This window comes from Rivularia sp. PCC 7116 (assembly GCF_000316665.1).
Classification (GTDB): domain Bacteria; phylum Cyanobacteriota; class Cyanobacteriia; order Cyanobacteriales; family Nostocaceae; genus Rivularia.
Genome location: NC_019678.1, coordinates 3,982,468 through 4,000,323, shown reverse-complemented (window position 1 = coordinate 4,000,323; position 17,856 = coordinate 3,982,468). Strand labels below are relative to the sequence as shown.

Annotated in this window: 15 protein-coding genes; 7 read left to right on the top strand and 8 right to left on the bottom strand. The window is 37.3% G+C overall.

What is annotated here, in order from left to right; translation table 11 throughout:
- Positions 1-245 precede the first annotated feature (245 nt).
- A complete protein-coding gene (locus tag RIV7116_RS15550; RefSeq protein WP_157229288.1) occupies positions 246-575 on the top strand; it encodes a hypothetical protein in 330 nt (109 codons plus the stop codon).
- A gap of 56 nt (positions 576-631) precedes the next feature.
- Positions 632-922, top strand: coding sequence for a hypothetical protein (locus RIV7116_RS15545; protein ID WP_015119255.1), 291 nt, complete (start codon positions 632-634; stop codon positions 920-922).
- Between the two features lie 507 nt (positions 923-1,429).
- Here the strand turns inward: RIV7116_RS15545 and RIV7116_RS15540 are convergent.
- Both RIV7116_RS15540 and RIV7116_RS15535 read right to left on the bottom strand, forming a co-directional pair.
- Positions 1,430-1,708, bottom strand: a complete 279-nt coding sequence (locus RIV7116_RS15540) for a Calvin cycle protein CP12 (protein ID WP_015119253.1) — start codon at positions 1,706-1,708, stop codon at positions 1,430-1,432.
- 166 nt (positions 1,709-1,874) lie between these two features.
- A complete protein-coding gene (locus RIV7116_RS15535; protein ID WP_015119252.1) occupies positions 1,875-2,912 on the bottom strand; it encodes an acyltransferase family protein in 1,038 nt (345 codons plus the stop codon).
- Between the two features lie 404 nt (positions 2,913-3,316).
- Here RIV7116_RS15535 and RIV7116_RS15530 point away from each other — a divergent pair, with 404 nt between their 5' ends.
- The gene (locus RIV7116_RS15530; protein WP_015119251.1) at positions 3,317-4,204 is read left to right on the top strand and encodes an alpha/beta fold hydrolase; all 888 of its coding nucleotides are present in this window, start codon (positions 3,317-3,319) and stop codon (positions 4,202-4,204) included.
- Between the two features lie 55 nt (positions 4,205-4,259).
- On the opposite strand, the gene RIV7116_RS15525 is transcribed toward RIV7116_RS15530, so the two are convergent.
- The gene (locus RIV7116_RS15525) at positions 4,260-5,129 is read right to left on the bottom strand and encodes a hypothetical protein (RefSeq protein WP_015119250.1); all 870 of its coding nucleotides are present in this window, start codon (positions 5,127-5,129) and stop codon (positions 4,260-4,262) included.
- A complete protein-coding gene (locus RIV7116_RS15520) occupies positions 5,129-5,761 on the bottom strand; it encodes a ParA family protein (protein WP_015119249.1) in 633 nt (210 codons plus the stop codon). The genes RIV7116_RS15525 and RIV7116_RS15520 overlap by 1 nt, the downstream gene beginning before the upstream one ends.
- A gap of 622 nt (positions 5,762-6,383) precedes the next feature.
- Between RIV7116_RS15520 and RIV7116_RS15515 the strand changes: the two genes are divergently transcribed.
- Complete coding sequence (locus tag RIV7116_RS15515; protein WP_015119248.1) at positions 6,384-9,440, top strand: DUF4114 domain-containing protein; 3,057 nt, start codon at positions 6,384-6,386, stop codon at positions 9,438-9,440.
- Between the two features lie 301 nt (positions 9,441-9,741).
- On the opposite strand, the gene RIV7116_RS15510 is transcribed toward RIV7116_RS15515, so the two are convergent.
- On the bottom strand, positions 9,742-10,500 hold the full coding sequence (locus RIV7116_RS15510) for a MerR family transcriptional regulator (RefSeq protein WP_015119247.1): 759 nt from the start codon (positions 10,498-10,500) through the stop codon (positions 9,742-9,744).
- A 410-nt stretch (positions 10,501-10,910) separates the two neighbouring features.
- On the opposite strand from RIV7116_RS15510, the gene RIV7116_RS15505 reads away from it, so the two are divergent.
- Positions 10,911-11,246, top strand: coding sequence for a hypothetical protein (locus tag RIV7116_RS15505; protein WP_015119246.1), 336 nt, complete (start codon positions 10,911-10,913; stop codon positions 11,244-11,246).
- A gap of 108 nt (positions 11,247-11,354) precedes the next feature.
- Here RIV7116_RS15505 and RIV7116_RS15500 read toward each other — a convergent pair whose 3' ends face one another.
- On the bottom strand, positions 11,355-12,713 hold the full coding sequence (locus tag RIV7116_RS15500; RefSeq protein ID WP_015119245.1) for an MATE family efflux transporter: 1,359 nt from the start codon (positions 12,711-12,713) through the stop codon (positions 11,355-11,357).
- A gap of 258 nt (positions 12,714-12,971) precedes the next feature.
- On the opposite strand from RIV7116_RS15500, the gene RIV7116_RS15495 reads away from it, so the two are divergent.
- The gene (locus RIV7116_RS15495; protein WP_015119244.1) at positions 12,972-13,544 is read left to right on the top strand and encodes a hypothetical protein; all 573 of its coding nucleotides are present in this window, start codon (positions 12,972-12,974) and stop codon (positions 13,542-13,544) included.
- A gap of 215 nt (positions 13,545-13,759) precedes the next feature.
- Positions 13,760-14,944 (top strand): enhanced intracellular survival protein Eis, encoded by a 1,185-nt coding sequence (gene eis, locus RIV7116_RS15490; protein WP_015119243.1) that lies wholly within the window; start codon positions 13,760-13,762, stop codon positions 14,942-14,944.
- 124 nt (positions 14,945-15,068) lie between these two features.
- Here the strand turns inward: eis and RIV7116_RS15485 are convergent, their stop codons facing one another.
- Positions 15,069-16,499, bottom strand: coding sequence for a hypothetical protein (locus RIV7116_RS15485; protein WP_015119242.1), 1,431 nt, complete (start codon positions 16,497-16,499; stop codon positions 15,069-15,071).
- Positions 16,500-16,879: 380 nt separating this feature from the next.
- Complete coding sequence (locus RIV7116_RS15480; RefSeq protein WP_015119241.1) at positions 16,880-17,587, bottom strand: hypothetical protein; 708 nt, start codon at positions 17,585-17,587, stop codon at positions 16,880-16,882.
- Between the last annotated feature and the right edge of the window lie 269 nt (positions 17,588-17,856).

The following is a 17,856-nucleotide window of genomic DNA, read 5'->3' as shown; positions in this document are numbered from 1 at the left end:
GTAATGTTTTAGTTTGAACTAGATAATAGTTTATTTGGCGTTGCTGAATCCGGGTATGAATTTATTTTTCCTTCATAGTGATGCCCCCTAAATCCCCCCAAAATGGGGGACTTTCAATTATCTTGTTCCCCCATAATTGGGGGCTCGCGGGGGCAATTCATACTTTTAATCAGCAACTCCCTTTATTTCATCTTGATTTCATCTGCACCTGCGATACTCTACTCTATAAGCAATCTGACAAAGTAATGAAATCACCAATAAGTCACACTTTTATAATTTATTTAATAGTAATTATTTGTTTACTAATACAAAACATACCTTCAACAGCACATGAAAGACGCTTTCATAGAGAAAGTACTCAGCCTAATTCATCTGATAATTTAAAAATTAAAAATCTGGAAACACCTATAAACATCTCCCCAACACCAAAACAATTAAAATTCAATCGGCAAGCAACTAATTCAGAAAATAAATTTACCAAAAATAGTACACATCTGATTCCACAACCGGGAGAAATCGTTTTCTTACTACTTCTCGGAGGAACTGGATTTATTTATTTTGCTAAATACAGATAAATCAACTATATCTATCACTAAAACTTGAATTACCTTAAATCTCAAACCAGCTATCTATGACTTTAAACAAAGCTCGAATTCGCCAACTACATTCGTTATTTGCTCCAATAATACTTTTCCCCGCAGTATTAACTCTAATTACAGGTTCTTTATTTCAAATAGCAGCAATAGCCGGTAAAAGCCAGGAATTTATTTGGCTTTTAGAATGGCATAGAGGCAAATTCGGTCGCATTAATCTTGAGATGATTTACCCTTTTTTCAATGCTTTTGGTCTTCTCATGCTCTGCTTCACCGGAATTATCATGTGGTTGCAAACTAATCGACGTAACAAGCAGTCTCCCAAATAATCAATCTAAATCAACACCGCACAAATAACAAAAAATCAACTTTAAATAATCAAAACTTACTAATTACTCCCCCACCCATCAAACTTTTGTATTCATATTCCGTTACAATCCCTTAACACTCATTTACATAAACATTACTATTGACTCTATTCTCAATTAATACACGAGATTACAAGACTTTGAGCCAAAATATGATATTGTTATGCTGAGAGAAGCAGTTTATTCAACTTTCAAAATCATCCTATAAATCGTTAATTTAATCTCTTAAAAAGCAGCACATAACCTACTACTTGTATTATTTGCATAATACATAGTCAAAAATCATTGAAAAATCTTCCATGTTTGCATGAATAATTGTAAATTTTGCTGTAACTTAAAATACTCAAAGTAAGCCTTACAGATACTGATATTGACAAAATGAGCATTTAAGTAGCTATTTACAAACATAAAAAAACTCCCTTGAAACTAAAAGGGAGTCATTAGATTTTAGATTACAACTAAAAAATACTAGATATCGTATACTCTACATTCCAATGCATCAGGATTGCGATCGCAGTAATTATCCAATGAGTTTTTGATTTGTTTTGCTTGCTTTTGATGAGATTTTTCAGCTTGCAATTCTTCTACAATATCCCAAGCTACAGCACAGTCAGTAGAATTACTGCCATTAGTTTCGCAAGTCGAACGGGCTTCTACAACAGCTTCGACAATAGCTGTTTCCAGCCGACTTATCGCTTCCCCATGGGAATTAACTCCTGCTGGTAATACTTCTGTATTTTTAGACATTATAATTACCCCTCAATATGATTAAATATATAGAATGCTCGTTGAATAGTCATATAGCTATTGAAGAGCATTTGATATAGTGTAGATATTTTTGCTTTGGTTTGTGCAGTGGTAAAAACCGAAATGGTTTGGGGTGTTTTTGCGATAGCTGTATTCAATTAACAAGTCAGACTTTGGATAATTTTTTTAATTTCACATTTGCTAAAGGTTTAAATTCTCCTAAGAGAAACTTTCTAGTTACAGAAAAGTTAATAATAATTTTATAAATTAGGTATGGAATGAATAAAGCAGCAATCAACCGAATAACAACTTCATCTAGAAACGATACTTGTTTTACAAATATTTGAATGGGTTGGTGTAAGTAAATTATTGCCATTGATGCAGTACCAATTTCACCGAAAATACTGTTGAATAATTTATGTTTATGTATAGCTTGTGCAATCTGTAAAAATATAACTATCCCAGAGGCAGCTATGACTAGATTAATAATTGGTATTCCATAGATTTTGTGTCTCATATCAAATATCAATTCAATAGGAGATAATTTATCTATTAAAAACATCGCCAGCAGGATAATAGCTGCGGCAGAAGGTAATTTTATAGAATCAAAAATATTTTTATTTTGAGATGCCATATGTCCAAGCCAATAAAATGGTAGCGCCATTAGCACTGCATCAATATTCCAAGGAAAAATTATATCTCTAAAAAATAAGTAATCAATGATTGCCAAACTATAAGCATCTAACATGATTATTTTCATTAACCATCTATCGCCGTCAATTTTGGTATAAATCAGATTGTATAGTTGCTGAGTGAAAAATAAACAGGTTATCACCCAAAACAAAGAAAAACAATCAGTTAATATCTTCCCACCATACAGTTGCTTAACAACGAATAAGAGTAACTCATATAGAGAATCAAGCTGTTTAGTGACTAAAATATTTTGTATATATACGATAACGGCAGGAAGGCTAAATAAAGTTAAAAATGAAAGATAAGGAACAATTAAACGATTAAATTTATATTTAAAGAAAGAAAAATAATCATACTTCTCACTATACATATATCCGCTAACAAATAAAAAAAGCGGTATATGAAACCAGAAAATATATTTAGCATGATGCAAGTCTAATACGTTGCCTAAGACAAGCAAAGCTGTTGCAATACCTTTCCAACCATCAATCCAATATATTCTTTTTGGCATCCTCACAAACTCCCCCATATAAGACATTTCTCGAATTACATATCCTATTTAATACATAGGATTTATACGGAGTATTAGTGTATTTTTTATTTTGATAAAAATATACCTATTTTTGGTTGATTCATTGAAAAAATAAATAATTGATTCAGGCTTGTATTATCTCAAATGCATATGTCGTAAGAGATAAGTAGATTTTACAGATATATAGGTATGTAAAGAATAAGTAAAAGACATTGCTTTCCAACTCTTGCCTCTCTCCGACTTCAACCAGTAATGTTTACTTATTCGAGTCCTAGGCTGGTAAACTAAGATTTATTGCACTACGTAATGCCGGTTAGGACATTAATGAAGACTTAGAACCTTTGACCTGTAACCTTTGACCTTAAACCTTCGCGTAGCGTTATATGTTTCCTAAATTTCTTCCTGGCGGGGTGGAGCAATTAACAGAATCTGCCTCGATTGCTCTTGCTCAGAAGATAGAGCAAATACCTCTAACAACTCCTTTAAGCAAGCAACCGATTACCACAACTTACGTGCATCAAGGTAGCGGTGGTAAGCCGTTTTTGCTAGTACACGGATTTGATAGTTCGGTTTTGGAATACCGTCGTCTTTTACCTTTACTGGCAGAAAATCGCGAAACTTGGGCTGTTGATTTATTGGGTTTTGGTTTTACAGATAGGCTTGCCGGGATAAAGTTTAATCCCGATCAAATTAAAACTCATCTGCATTGTTTTTGGAAAAACTTGATTAATCAACCGGTGATTTTAGTAGGTGCTTCCATGGGAGGGGCGGCAGCGATTGATTTTACTTTGACTTATCCCGAAGCAGTAGAAAAGCTGGTATTAATCGATAGTGCGGGTTTAACTGGCGGCTCTCCCATAAGTAAAATCATGTTTCCACCATTAGATTATTTCGCAACAGAATTTTTGAAAAATCGTAAGATAAGACAAAGTATCAGCCGTACAGCTTATAAAAATAAGCAGCTTGCCACCGAAGATGCTTTATTTTGCGGTGCGATGCATTTAGAAATGCCTGATTGGAATAAAGCTTTAATTGCTTTTACTAAAAGCGGTGGTTATCAACCTTTTAAAGCGAATCAGCTTGTAGAGATTGAGCCAGAAACCCTGATATTGTGGGGAGATAGTGACAAAATTCTAGGTACTAAGGATGCTCATAAATTTCAACGAGCAGTTCCTAATAGTACCTTGACTTGGGTAAAAGATAGCGGACATGTTCCTCATTTAGAACAGCCTCAAGCTACCGCTAAAGAGATGTTAGATTTTAGTTGTTAGTTGTTGGTTGTTGGTTGTTAGTTGTTCAAGCCATTAACAATTAACTGCTAACCGATTAATCCAACAACCACATGGGGGAACCATTAGATTGTCCATTAGATGAATTGTCAGGCAAAGGACCAGTTGGACGAGAGTAATGTTTCCTGTAAGCTAATGATGAGGAATAATCTTTCTTTGGTTGAGTTATCGCTGACTGATTCGGAACTCTTTGTTTTGTAGCAGGTTTTCTGGAAGCAGGTGATGGTGCAGCAGATTCTATCTCAGCAATCTTCTGGGCTGCATTCATTTCTGCTGTCAGCTTGGTGTTTGCTTCTGCTAACTGTAGGGCATCTTTTTTCGCAGCATATAGTTCATCCGTAAGTCTTTGTGTTGAAGCTTCTTTTTCAGCTAAATGTATTTTTAATTCTTCAACTTCTGCCTGTAGGGCTTTTTCTTGTTTACGAACCGTAGCTAATTCTTTTTTAACGTCTTCTACAGTATCTTGAAAATTTCCTAACTTTTCTATATGTTCATCTTTCTCTTTTAAAGTTAGCTGTAACTCTCCGATTAGCTTCTCTAAGCTTTTTTCGTTTTTACCTGCTTGTGCTAATTCTTGTTTAAGTTCCTCTACATTATCTTGCAAATCTCCAACTTTTTTGGCTTCGTCTAATTCTTTTTGTAATTGATTGAATAATTTTTCTTGGTCGCCAATTGTAGATTGAAAATCTTCAGCTTGCTTGCGTAAAGTATCTTCGTTTTTTCGTGTTTCTTCTAAAGTTGCTTGCAATTCTTTAACAGTTGCTTCTAAATCAACATTAGAAGCAGCAGTTGTACCTTGTTTACTCATATCTTTTACCTCAGATGCAGGAACATCAATAGTAGATTCACCCTCAGTTGGCTTTTTTACTTCTTCTTTTAATAAATCTGAAAGACGTTTTCTAGGCATTATTTCCTCCAATCACGCTGTAATTCATCAGCTACCCGGCGATAGTCAGATTCCGCCTCCCGTGCGTTTTTTCCTCGCCATTGAGTAATCGCTACCCCATCAAGCGCTGCTCTTTCATGGGCTTTGTAAATACGAATAAATGCATTACAAGCGGGAATTCCCAAATTTAAAAGAGTATTTTGAGCTTCGAGTGCTTCTCTCAAACTTCGCGTATCCACTTTTGTTAACAGTACTCGATGGGGAGTACCCACTGGAGCAACTGCTTCTTTGACTGTATCAATCAAAGCAGCTAAATCCATTGGCGCTGGGGGTGTTGGCAAAACCAAATAATCTGCATTGGTAACTACTGCTGCTAGCGATCGAGAATGCAGCGCTGGAGGCGTATCGACTACTACTAAATCGTAACCTTTTATAGAGCGTAAACTACTTAATAATTTTGGATTTGTCTCTTGAGATAGATCGAACCCCATCCCCGAATCACTCCTTGAGAACCACCAACTAGCCGAACCTTGCACGTCCGCATCTACCAAAAGTACCTTTTTTTTCTCCCCAAAAGATGCTGCAAGATTTATCGAAGTTGTGGTTTTACCAACTCCTCCCTTTCCATTTAGGATAGCTATTACTTTTGGCATCTATCCTTTCCCCCCATCGCTTATATCAGAAAATATACCGCGTTTTGGTGTTCTATATCATTTTCGGTAGTTGGTAATTGGTAATGGGTAGTTGGTAGTTGGTAATTGAAGCCTAAAGAAACCGGGTTTCTGACAATGAATAATAAACAACTATCGAAATCTTCAATAATATAGCAAGTAATTCGGTGGATGGTGCGTTACGCTGCGCGATCGCACATCCTTGTCCGTTTGAATATACCTCACAAAAAAATGGGCTATATTTAATGGCGATCGCAAGATTTTTCAGTATTTTTATTTTAATTGTGATATAAACTACTCTATACTGACAAATAAGTCAGTAACATTAGTATCATCAACACAAAATTGTCTTGAGATTGAGCTATATAGCCAGCAGGAGCAGTCTAGGAAAGATAATTTAAAAGATAATTTATGCAAATAGATTTTAAATCGAAGCTGCTATAAAAATAGCTTTGACTAAAATCAATATTTCCATATCAGGCTACATATTAATGTACCCTTATTATTACTAAGATACACGAAGCATTTTCATATTTAATTCTGAATTTTATGCTACGTCTAAAATCCACATTGCAGTTGACGTACATATTATTTTATCAATATCATGGATAATTTAGAAAATCCGATAATTAATTCTGAGAGTCTTGATATTTCATCAGTTGATAGCTCGTTAAATCCAGATTTACCAGTTGAAAATAATTCGGGAAGCTTTCAAAACCCGATATCAACTGATGATGATATTACGCTTATACCGCAATTAGATAATGGTGTTTTTAACGTTGATACGACAGGTGAGTTTACCATTGATCTCTTGTTTGATGCTGGAGGTTATGAAAGCGAGTTGGGAATTTTTAATTTGACGGGGATGGAAGGTTTAAATCCTGGCTCTGATGAATACATTCAAGAAGCTGCTCGTCGGGTTTTGAGTAATTCTACAAATGGCTATATTGTTGTCAACGATGATTCTGAAGGTGCGAAGTTTACGGGAGAGTTAGGGGAAAAAGATAGAAATGAAGGTGATTATTCGGGAATTCAAACTTTTAAAATGAACCCTGGGGACAATTTTGCTTTGATGTTAGTTCCCCAAGGTGATTTTCGAGATGTTTTGGAGAATCCATCAGTTGATGGCGATAAACGTCCTTTGTTTTCTTTATCATCAGCTAACCCCGACAAAGCAGTTCAAATCATGCAGTTGGTAAAGGGAACAATTGATGGTGGTGTGTTCGGAATGGAGGATTTACGTTTAGATGGAAATTCCGATACCGATTACAACGATATTATTTTTCATGTGAAAGGTGCGCTAGGGAAGGCAACTCCTTTTGAAGATTTAAATAATTATAATTCTAATACCTGGGATGAAACTGAAGCTGGGAAACAGTTAATTGAATTTGCTCGCAATAATAATATTAATCCGAATGAAAGTCCTGGTAAATTAGAATTTGAAAAATCTGAATTTAATACTTTTGAATCGGGAATATCGACTTTATCGGCTAAGGTAATTCGTACCGAGGGAGATTTAGGAGAAGTTAGCGCTACTGTTAATTTAAGCAACGGTACTGCTACTGCGGGGGAAGATTTTGATAATGCTCCTATTGCACTTAACTTCGCCGACGGAGAAATTGAGAAAAATGTCGCTATTCCTATTTTCAGCGATGATTTAAAAGAAGGTAGCGAAACGGTTAATTTATCTTTAGTAAATTTGACTGGTGGTGCAATTCTTGGAAATCAAAATACAGCTACTTTAAATATTGGTGACGAAGATACGAGTAATATTATTTCTACAAATAGCAGCGAAGATTCTGCTTTATCTTTGGATACGGTAAACGTGTTCTTGAAGCCAGATGAAGAGATAAATTTTGAACTTACCGTTACCAAACCTCAAACAAATAGTATTGCAGCGTTAAATTCACCAATACCTCAGAATAGCAATCAAATAAATGTTACTCAAATTGGTGATGATGCTGGTTACATCCAAGAAATTACACCAACTAAAGTCGAAACAAACAGCACTACTTATAACGTCAAACTTGCATCTGATGGTAAAGGCAGCAATCAAACCATGATGCTGCAAACTGAGGGTTCGCAAACAACAATCAATGCAATTACCGGAGTGAATGGTCCTTATACCTTACCACCAAATCTTACTGACTCAAATTTAGCAGTACAGGGATTTGTTACAGGAGGAAGCGAAGAAGGGGTTTTACTCAACCAAACTGTAGGAAATAATCCTAGTTCGCGTAAAGTAGGTTTTGTAGAAGTTAATAACCCCGCACAAGCCGAACAAACCTGGTTGATAGTCCACGGTTGGAATGATGCACCAGACGGTAAAATAGCTAATACCGCCCAAAAAATTGCTCAAACAAAACCAGGCGATCGCGTTCTATTATTAGATTGGAGAGAAGCGGCTTATAATAATTCCGAAGCGTTAGGAGTCGAGTTTGGGATTCCTGGTAAGGGAAATTTCCGAGCGGCTACTTGGATTAGCCCGGTTGCAGAATTTGCAGTTAAGGCATTAAATGATTTTTATGGAATTGACACTCAACAAGCTTCGGAGAGTTTAAATTTAATTGGTCATAGTTTGGGTTCTTTGGTAAATTCAGAGATGGGAAGAATTTACCGCGACGGGCTGTTGTTAGAAAATAATAACTTTTTGGCGGGTAATACTGAAGGTGCAAGAACAATTACTGCTTTAGATCCACCTTCTGCGAGAAATCGGGATGAAAACCCGTTATTTGACGATGCAAATGAGGATATATACGACGTAGATGGGAGAGTAAAAGGAACTCAAGCACCGGAAAAATTCGCCGACGTTTCGGTATTTTCCCGCAGCTATGTAGGAGAAAAAAGCATTGCCGGAAATCCAGAATTAGCGGTAACTGCCGATGAAGCTTTTCAAATGGATTTCGGTACTATCTCGGAATTTGCTACGGATTTTGGCAGCGAACACGGTAGAGTAGTTAGAGCTTTTAATAATATAATTGACCAGCAAGGTTTAATTGGCGATTTGCTCGGTATCAGAGCTTATGAATCCATCGATAAATTACCTGTAGAAGATTTTGACGAACTGTTAATCCGTCGAGAAGACAATGGTGCTTATAAAGGAATCATTGACGTTAATAAAGAGAATGTTGCAACTTTGTTAATTGGTAAAGCTAAAACTGGGAAGAAAGACGATATAGTTATTGGTAGTTTTATCAATCAAGAAATTAACGGTGCCGAGTTCTTAAATTTTGGTGGTGATGGTCGCTATACTGGAGACGGAAACGATTTATTCTTCGGTGAATCTGGTAACGATACTTTAATCGGTAATGACGAAGACGATATTTTATTTGGTGGTAAAGGCAAAGATAAATTAGACGGCGGCTCCGGTATAGATACATTTGTATTTCAACCTGGCGACGGTGGTAAATCAAAAGATGAAGCCGATACAATTGAAGATTTTCAAATAGGAACCGATAAAATTGGTTTAATTAATCTGGAATTCGGACAATTAAGCTTCCAAGAATTCCGCCGTCGTAGTGGATTATTTAGTCGTACCACAGATACAGCAATTATTGCTAACTCTGAATTTTTAGCATTAGTTGAAGATGTGGAAATAGAAGAAATTCAGAAACCAGAATATTTTGTCGCTGTGGATGAAGATGAATTAAAAGTGAGTTAATCGGAAACAAGGTTAGTAGTTGCGCTTTAGCGCCAAATATGCTTGGCGCTAAAGCGCAACTACTAACCATTTATAGGGAGCATCCCAATTTCGCAAAAAGCGCGTTAGCGGAAAGAAAATATATTATTTGAAATGTTATTTAGCAGTACAAATATTGCTAAATAACATTTTGTTTGATGCAACGTTTAAGAGACGTAGCACTGTGCCCCGTCTTTAGATTTATTTTTTATTTAGCCCACGAAGGTGGGCTTCGTTTCTGTAGCCCCAGCCTTCCAGCTGAGGGCAATTTAACGCAGATGATTCAACGCAGCCTCATCTCACCAATAGCTGCTTGAGCTTGTGCAATATACTCAAATAATCGAGCATCGGGAAAACCAAATTGCTGCTGCATTGTCGGATATTCCGCTTGCACCATATTATTTAAACCTTGCATAACACCAGGATTTCCGCCAGTGAAACTATCAACTAATTCCTGCCAACGTTTAGCCAAAGCAATTACTTTTGCGTCGGTTGGTTCGGTACCTTTGTTCATTTCTGCTTCTACTGCTGCAAACAAATCCTGCCAATCTTGTTGTCCCTGTTGAATTTTTTCTTCGCCAAGCATTTGAGCGCGATCTTCTAAATATTGACGCTGTTCTTTGGTGTAATATTGATTAAATAATTCTTCAGACATTTTTGTAACCTCAATTGTTTTGATCAAATCGTCTATATCAACCTTTTCCTCAGCCTGTAAATGAACAGATATTCCTTTAAGCAGTCTTGCTAGCTGTTGCTGAAGTTCTATATGTTGATTTAATTGATTAATATGGGATTGAATCACCTTTACTGTTGAAAAATCGGGATTATGCAAGCAATTTTTAATTTCTTCTAAACTAAAACCCAATTGTCTTAAAGAAAGAATTTGTTGCAGTCGCATAATATCCTCTTCTCGATATAAACGATGTCCCGAACTTGAATATTCAGAAGGCTTTAAAAGATTGATTTCATCGTAATGATGAAGAGTGCGTACAGTTAAACCAGTCAGCGAAGCTAATTCGCCAACTTTCCAAGAAGTTTGCATAACTATTCACCTTTTGTTCAAGACTTTTATTAACGACATCTTGAATCTAAACCCTCACGTTACGTGAGGTGCAAGGGGTTTTGAAAAAAAATCGTAGGGCGTGTTATTGCGGAGTGTAACGCACCCTACTTCTGCATACTGCTGCAAGTTATCAGTTGAGTTGAAGGCTGATAAAGGCACTCAACTCCTCTTCTTGATAAGGAGAGGGGAAGGGGTGAGGTTCAAACTGCATAAGTCAGCCAAACAATCCCTATAAGAACTTGTATCTCAAAACTCTTCACCGTGCATCTACTTAAAAAAATCAAATTATTTTCGTAAATCTTTCCGAAACGAGAGTTTGCACGGTGAAGTTTAAATCACAAACAATCAGTTAACTATCTTAATTTATCTTGGAGTGAAAAAATAAAACTATGACTGCTTTTAACCATCCACAAGAACAAAACAATCAACAGTCCAAAGCTAATCATTCACAGAAAAAAAGCATATTTGGCAGCAAAACTTTTTGGGGTGTTATTTTCACAACAACCGCTGCAATTGCACCGATTATAGGAAACAATGTCGATACAATAGTACAAAAGAAACCCGAACCTGTAAACTACGGTCAAGACGCTGCCCAAATAGTAGTTATTGTTTGCGGTGCGGCAGCATCAATTGTCGGTAGAGTCGAAGCAAAATCACCTATTTATACCCCTAAATGGATGCCGGGACCAAATGATAGAGATTTTGACTCTGAGGAAATAAGCTAATTTATGAGTAGCAAAATTGCGATTTATTTTCAAGTTATCTCGGGTTGCATCTAATAAAAAAAGAAGGGCTTAAGCCCCTACTACCAACTAATATATTGTTTAAATAATTTAACTCCGAACTATCTCAATATTTTCAGCATTTCGACTGCTACAAACTTTCTGATTCCAAACATAAGCGCCGATTCCGACAATTAAATTAGAAATACAGGCAGCAGCAAATATGCCGTTAACTCCGTAAAGTCTGCCGCCAAAATAGGCTAAGGGAATATACAGTACGAACATTCGCGTTACTGTCATTATTACCGAAGGTATGGGTTTTCCTAAAGCATTAAAAGCCGAACTCGCAATTAAAATAATTCCCGCACCTGCATAACTAATAGGCACAATCCATAGATATTGAGAAGCAATTGCAACGATATCGGGATTTGGATTAAAGAAAGCAATTAAAGTCGGCGCAGTTGCTGCTAAAACTCCTGCTGCCATTAATCCCCAAAATAAACTAAATAGAAAACTCAACTGCAAAGCTTTAGCCACCCTTGCATACTTCTTCGCACCCCAATTTTGCCCGACAAAAGGTGCAATCGAAGATGATAATGCCACCACAGCAATCAATGAAAAGGATTCTATCCGCGATGCAACACCAAAAGCAGCAACAGCTTCAGCACCAAAACCTGCCAAAAGACTTGTAACTACACCAATAGAAATTGGATTAATCATACTGCTACCGGCAGCAGGCAAACCCACATATAAAATATCTCTCCAGCACCATAAAGTATCTTCAATAGTTGGCAGCTTTAAATACAGCATTTTTTCTCTGAAGTGCAGTACAACTAAAGCAGCAATCAAGGTAGTACCTCTCGAAACTACCGTGGCTATTGCTGCACCCTGCAACTCCAGACGAGGAAAACCGCCTATTCCCAAAATTAATAAAGGATCTAAAGCAATATTTATTGCTGCTGCAAATATCATAATTAAACTTGGCGTTAGCGTATTCCCGGAAGCGCGAATTGCACTATTACCAACCATCGGCACTACCAGAAACACCATACCAACGTACCAAATCTGCATATAGTCGCGCACCAATGGCAGCACATCAGCACTCGCACCCAAAGCAGTAAACAAGGGATCGATAGTAAAGAAACCCGCAATCGCAAAAATTACAACCGCAGTTAGCGCCAAAGTCAAACTATTAGTTGTAAACTTTTTCACCCGTTGGCGATCGCCTTCTCCGATAGCGCGGGAAATCACCGAAGAAGCCCCGACACCCAAGCCCATAGATAAGCTACCCAGAGTCATCACCACGGGAAACGTAAAACTCATCGCCGCTAAAGGCTCAGTTCCCAACTGCCCGACGAAGTATGTATCTACCAAATTAAAAGCAATTATCGCAAGTACACCCCACACCATCGGTATCGTTAACTTCACCAAGGTAGAGCCGACACCGCCTTCAGTTAATCTCAGTTTCATAAATAAAAGTTAGTAGTAATTGGTAATTGGGAATTGGGCATGGGGCATGGGGCATGGGGCATTGGGCATTGGGCATTGGGCATTGGTAATTGGTAATGGGTAATGGGTAATTTCTAACTCACTGCTCACTGCTCACTTGTTAACTGCTCACTGCTCACTGCTCACTGTTAACTGCTCACTGTTAACTGCTCACTGCTCACTGCTCACTGCTCACTGCTCTCCCCATCCCCTGATAATTCATTCACGATTTAAAAAACAATGAAAATATTCCTTATAGCCTTTGGTTGGGCTGTTGCTCTGAGTATTGGTACTTTTTTTCTGTTTTTATCAAACCTTTCATACCATCTCAATCCCCAGGATATTATGTCTGAGTTTACCCGCTATGGTGCCATTATCGGTTCTATCGGAGGATTGACTATTGGTATAGTGTTGATGTGGACTAAAACTGTTATTAAGCCATCTCATGTTGCTTTAATAACTTTGATTTGGGGAGTTAGTTTTCTGGCTGGTTTAACTTTGGGCTGGCAATGGTTTCTGCTGGATGCTTCAAGTCAGATTTTTAGCAGAGGTATGATTGTTGGCATGACTATAGGTGGTACTCTCGGCGGATTTTTTACAGCTTTACTATTAAATCACTACAAACTTTTATATAACTGGACTAATATTTCCCTTGTCACCATCGGCTGGTTTTTAGCTGTATTTGACGGTAGCTCTTTTATCTTCGGCTTCAATTTTTTAGGTATTCCCGTTGGATTTACGTTTGCAATTATTGTCGGTGGAATGATTATCGGTACAATTGGCGGCAGCGTTATGTTTTGGCGAATGAGATGAAAGGGAGTTGGAAGTTAGGGGTTAATAAAAAGAAGAATCTGTTAAGTAGTTAGGCACAAATAAAACTAACTAAGTAACGATAGATCGAAGACAACTAAGAGACAGGTTAAAGCAAGAAGGGGATTTGTTTAGAGGATTATATAAATTACAAAATTGTAATTTTCTATCTTGACTTTATGCAATCTATCTATACTACTCTTTGAAATGGGGAATGTATGGTAAATGTAATGAAGTCGGAATTTGTATACAGTAATAATTGTAACTGGGAAGATGCTCGGCAGTTTGGGAGTATTTTAGGACAATGTTTTTTAAGTTCTCCAGATGAAGAAGAAAGTTGGATCGAACTCATGGAGATAGAGAATTTACGTGTCATCCACCGGAATAAGGAAGTGATTGGTGGATTGGCGGTTGTGCCAATGGCGCAATGGTGGGGTGCCAAAAGCGTTGAAATGACGGGAATTGCTGGGGTTGGTATTGCTGCGGAATATCGGGGAACAGGCGCGGCGTTAAGTTTAATGCAGCAGACACTCAAGGAACTGTATATAAAGGGTATCGCTATCTCGGTACTTTATCCGACAACTCAACGGCTTTATCGTAAATTGGGATACGAGCAGGGGGGTAGTTTTTACGGTTGGGAAGCTTCGGCACAGAGTATTCAAATTCGCGAACAACCTTTACCAATGAAAGCTGTTCCTACAGACTCTCAAATCTTTTACGAACTATACGAAAAGCAGGCAAAAAATATTAATGGACATCTAAATCGCGCTAAACCGATTTGGCATCGAATCATGACTCCCGATAAAGGTAGTATTTATGCTTATCTTATCGGTTCTGCTGAAGAACCCGAAGGTTATATAATATTTAGTCAACATCCAGCAGAAGACGGTGCAATTTTACGGGTTAGGGATTGGGTTGTTCTTACAAATGCAGCGGCACAAACTTTTTGGTCATTCCTTAACAATCATCGCTCTCAAATAGATAAAATACGTTGGCGTAGCTCTGTAATCGATCATCTTGCATTACTATTACCCGAACAAACAGCCAAAATCAAGTTTATGCAATGTTGGATGTTGCGGATAATAAATGTAGAAAAAGCATTATCCACACGTGGTTATTCTTCAGGAATTGAAACTGAATTACATTTGGAAATAACTGACGATTTGATACCAGAAAATAACGGCAAATTCATTTTGTCGGTTGCTAAGGGAAGCGGAAAGATTGCTAAAGGTGGTAAAGGTGAATTAAAGCTAGATATTAGAGGATTAGCATCTTTGTATGCGGGATTATTCTCACCCCAACAATTAAAGCTTGCAGGAAAACTCGATGGCACAGAAAATTCACTTGCTAACGCAACTCAAATATTTTCAGGTACTTCTCCTTGGATGATGGACTTTTTTTAAGATGGGAATTGGGCATTGGGCATGGGGCATTGGGCATTGGGAATTGGTAATAGGTAATGGGTAATTGGTAATTGGTAATTGGTAATTTCTAACTCACTGCTCACTGATTACTGCTCACTGCTCACTATCTTTCCCGTACTCTTGTTTTCCATTTAATTGTTTGCGTTTTGGAGCGATTACCCAAGGAACGAATTGCTGTAACTTTGATGCGAACTTTTGTGCCGATTTCTAATCCTTCTTTGGGAATAATTGGTAATTTACCCAAAGCTAAAGTAAAACGATTGTAATCTTGGTTTACTAATTCTGGGGGAATTTCGGCTTCGTATTCGTCTCCATTGTCACCCCTGACTTCGTATTCTACTTTAAACCGAGTTTTAATAATATCTGATTTACCTGCTAAATCTACGATGCTGACAGTTAAGTTTTCACCGCTACCGACAAAATCAGCGGGTTTTAATTCGGTTACTTCTTTTTCCGGTATTGCATGATTAACGACTAACTTGGTTAAATCGTTTTCTTGCTCTTTGCTAATATCCAGCCACAATTTTTTAGGAGAATCAACTTCAATTTTACCGTCGTTATTTAAATTCAATTTAACTCTAGCTTTGCTAAAGTTACTGATTGGCTGATTTTCTCGCCAAACTATTTGAAAATCTCTTTCTATACGCTTATCAAATTCGCGATATGTATCGGCAATTATCGAGCCAGGAGCTAATAAAGAAGTAGCACCATTACGAGAAATCCAGCGATTTTTAGTTAAACGAATTGATTTACCCTCTAGCTCAGAAAAACTTAATACTGCTTGAGGATTATCTACAGCAAGCTGCTGTTTTCCCTTAACTAAACTTAAAATTCCTAAATTTCCTCTTTGTCCATCTTTACCATCATAACCGTCGCGTCCATCACTACCGCGATAACATCTATATTTACGCTTTTTACACTTATAACTATCAGTATCTTTTTTCCCCTTACAGGATTCAACAGTCCAACTACGACGGCGGCAGCGACAACCTCTTGCACCATCACCACCGCGTCCACCGCGTCCTCCTTCTCCTCCCTCGCTGCGTACTAAAATACTTTTTAAATCAGCAATATTACTGTAATAAACGGTTAATAAACCTCCATCTCCGCCATTGCCACCGCTACCAGCATCGCCACCTTTTCCACCATCCGCAGCATGTATATTACGCTTAACTTTGTTGCCATACCTACGACGACAACGAGGGCGATCGCCGTCTTCCCCATCTTCCCCGTCTTCACCATCTCTACCAGACAAATCAAAGCTTACGGGGGAGCCATCAGCAAATACGTTAGTGTCTCTACCGCTACGTCCATTTCTACCACTACGCCCATCTCTACCGCTATGCCCATCGCGATTGTAGTATCTTCTATAATTGCGATCGCGCCCTGAATCTCTAGCTATTTTCCCAGACTTCTCCAAACATAAAAGTGTATCAAATTCAGAAGCTGAAGCTGGTAAACCATTCATCAACAAGCCGAATAAAAGCAAAAATGATAACTTATCAAAAATAAGCTTTAGTACGTTTTGATTCATTTTTTTATTTAACAGCGAATAATTTAAACCACTACAATCAAGCTCAATTTTCCGGAATTTACAAAAAAATTAAAAGCAAAAACTATACTTTATTTAATAAAATCAGGACTGAATTGGTAATTTACGCAAATCAGATATAATTCTGAAAAATTAATTGTATAATCGCAGAAAAGTAAAAATTAAAACATTCTCTAAATATAGTTTTTACTCGCTCGATACAATAGGCGATCGCACTTATTTTTCTCAGACTTACAAATCAGTATTTAGTGCCCAAAAAACAATAATCTGTTCGTAGTTGCCATGCGCGGGCATGGCAATTACGAACTGTATCATAATTAACTATTCCCAATGCCCCATGCCCAATGCCCTATTCCCAATTATCAAAGCATCCATTCCAGAAAAAACCCTACCTGTCTTTCTCTATTGCCACTAATTTTTTGCTGCCCAAATTCAGTAGAAAAACGTAAATTATTGGTAATTGCATAACTAGCAGAAAGTTTAGTTAAGGCAACTTCCTCAGCAGTTCCTAAAGCTACCCAACTACGAGTAAAAGCAATATCTGCACCACCACCACGAGATAGTACCAACAACAACTTTACGCCTAAATTAATTCCTGAAGTTGAATCATCAGATGTCTGCACCACTCGATATCCAACCAAAGGGGAAAAGTTCACATAGCTACCCAAAGGCAGTAAATAATAATTTAAATCTGCACCGTAATTTTCAAAATCTTGATTAAATGCTTGCTGATATTCACCGCTAGCAGTTAATTTATCAATAACAAAAATATCCTCTAAACCAACTTTTACACCGCTATTTCCGTCAATTAAAGAATAACCTAACCTTAAACGAGTGCGGAAACTAGGCTTATGCTTAATATCTGCCAACACATTTGGCACTTCTTTGAGCCATCGCTGTAAAACAGGGCTATTTTCTATTACTTCTCGATTAATATCTAATTCCTGGCTTTCCATTTCCTTCTTTGTTTCGCACAAAGCTGGAGAAGTTGCGAATATCAAGCTAATACTCAATCCAAAACCGATATGAAACGCAGTTTTCAAACTTAATGCCTCATTTTGTTTAGTCACTGATTACTACTTAGGGCAGAAATCAATATTACCTCAAATAAACTAAGTTTGAACCTCCACTGAGAATATTGATACATCCCCCAAATCGCAAACGCTTTGGTAAGTTATTTATTTCAATTTTTGTATTTTCGCAATACATTTCGATAAACCTCACCCCCCTCCCCTCCTTATTAAGGGAGAGGGGTGTATTCTCCTCAACTGAAAACTGCTATATATATAACTTTTTGATTAACTTTACGTAATCATTACGAATACCACTGTAATTATAA

Excerpts from the sequence above, each read along its gene's own strand:
- RIV7116_RS15550 (WP_157229288.1), top strand. The coding sequence starts at position 246 with ATGAAATCACCAATAAGTCACACTTTTATAATTTATTTAATAGTAATT.
- eis (WP_015119243.1), top strand. The coding sequence starts at position 13,760 with ATGGTAAATGTAATGAAGTCGGAATTTGTATACAGTAATAATTGTAAC.
- RIV7116_RS15530 (WP_015119251.1), top strand. The coding sequence starts at position 3,317 with ATGTTTCCTAAATTTCTTCCTGGCGGGGTGGAGCAATTAACAGAATCT.
- RIV7116_RS15510 (WP_015119247.1), bottom strand. The coding sequence starts at position 10,500 with ATGCAAACTTCTTGGAAAGTTGGCGAATTAGCTTCGCTGACTGGTTTA.
- RIV7116_RS15485 (WP_015119242.1), bottom strand. The coding sequence starts at position 16,499 with ATGAATCAAAACGTACTAAAGCTTATTTTTGATAAGTTATCATTTTTG.
- RIV7116_RS15515 (WP_015119248.1), top strand. The coding sequence starts at position 6,384 with ATGGATAATTTAGAAAATCCGATAATTAATTCTGAGAGTCTTGATATT.
- RIV7116_RS15520 (WP_015119249.1), bottom strand. The coding sequence starts at position 5,761 with ATGCCAAAAGTAATAGCTATCCTAAATGGAAAGGGAGGAGTTGGTAAA.
- RIV7116_RS15545 (WP_015119255.1), top strand. The coding sequence starts at position 632 with ATGACTTTAAACAAAGCTCGAATTCGCCAACTACATTCGTTATTTGCT.
- RIV7116_RS15495 (WP_015119244.1), top strand. The coding sequence starts at position 12,972 with ATGAAAATATTCCTTATAGCCTTTGGTTGGGCTGTTGCTCTGAGTATT.
- RIV7116_RS15505 (WP_015119246.1), top strand. The coding sequence starts at position 10,911 with ATGACTGCTTTTAACCATCCACAAGAACAAAACAATCAACAGTCCAAA.
- RIV7116_RS15500 (WP_015119245.1), bottom strand. The coding sequence starts at position 12,713 with ATGAAACTGAGATTAACTGAAGGCGGTGTCGGCTCTACCTTGGTGAAG.
- RIV7116_RS15540 (WP_015119253.1), bottom strand. The coding sequence starts at position 1,708 with ATGTCTAAAAATACAGAAGTATTACCAGCAGGAGTTAATTCCCATGGG.
- RIV7116_RS15535 (WP_015119252.1), bottom strand. The coding sequence starts at position 2,912 with ATGCCAAAAAGAATATATTGGATTGATGGTTGGAAAGGTATTGCAACA.
- RIV7116_RS15525 (WP_015119250.1), bottom strand. The coding sequence starts at position 5,129 with ATGCCTAGAAAACGTCTTTCAGATTTATTAAAAGAAGAAGTAAAAAAG.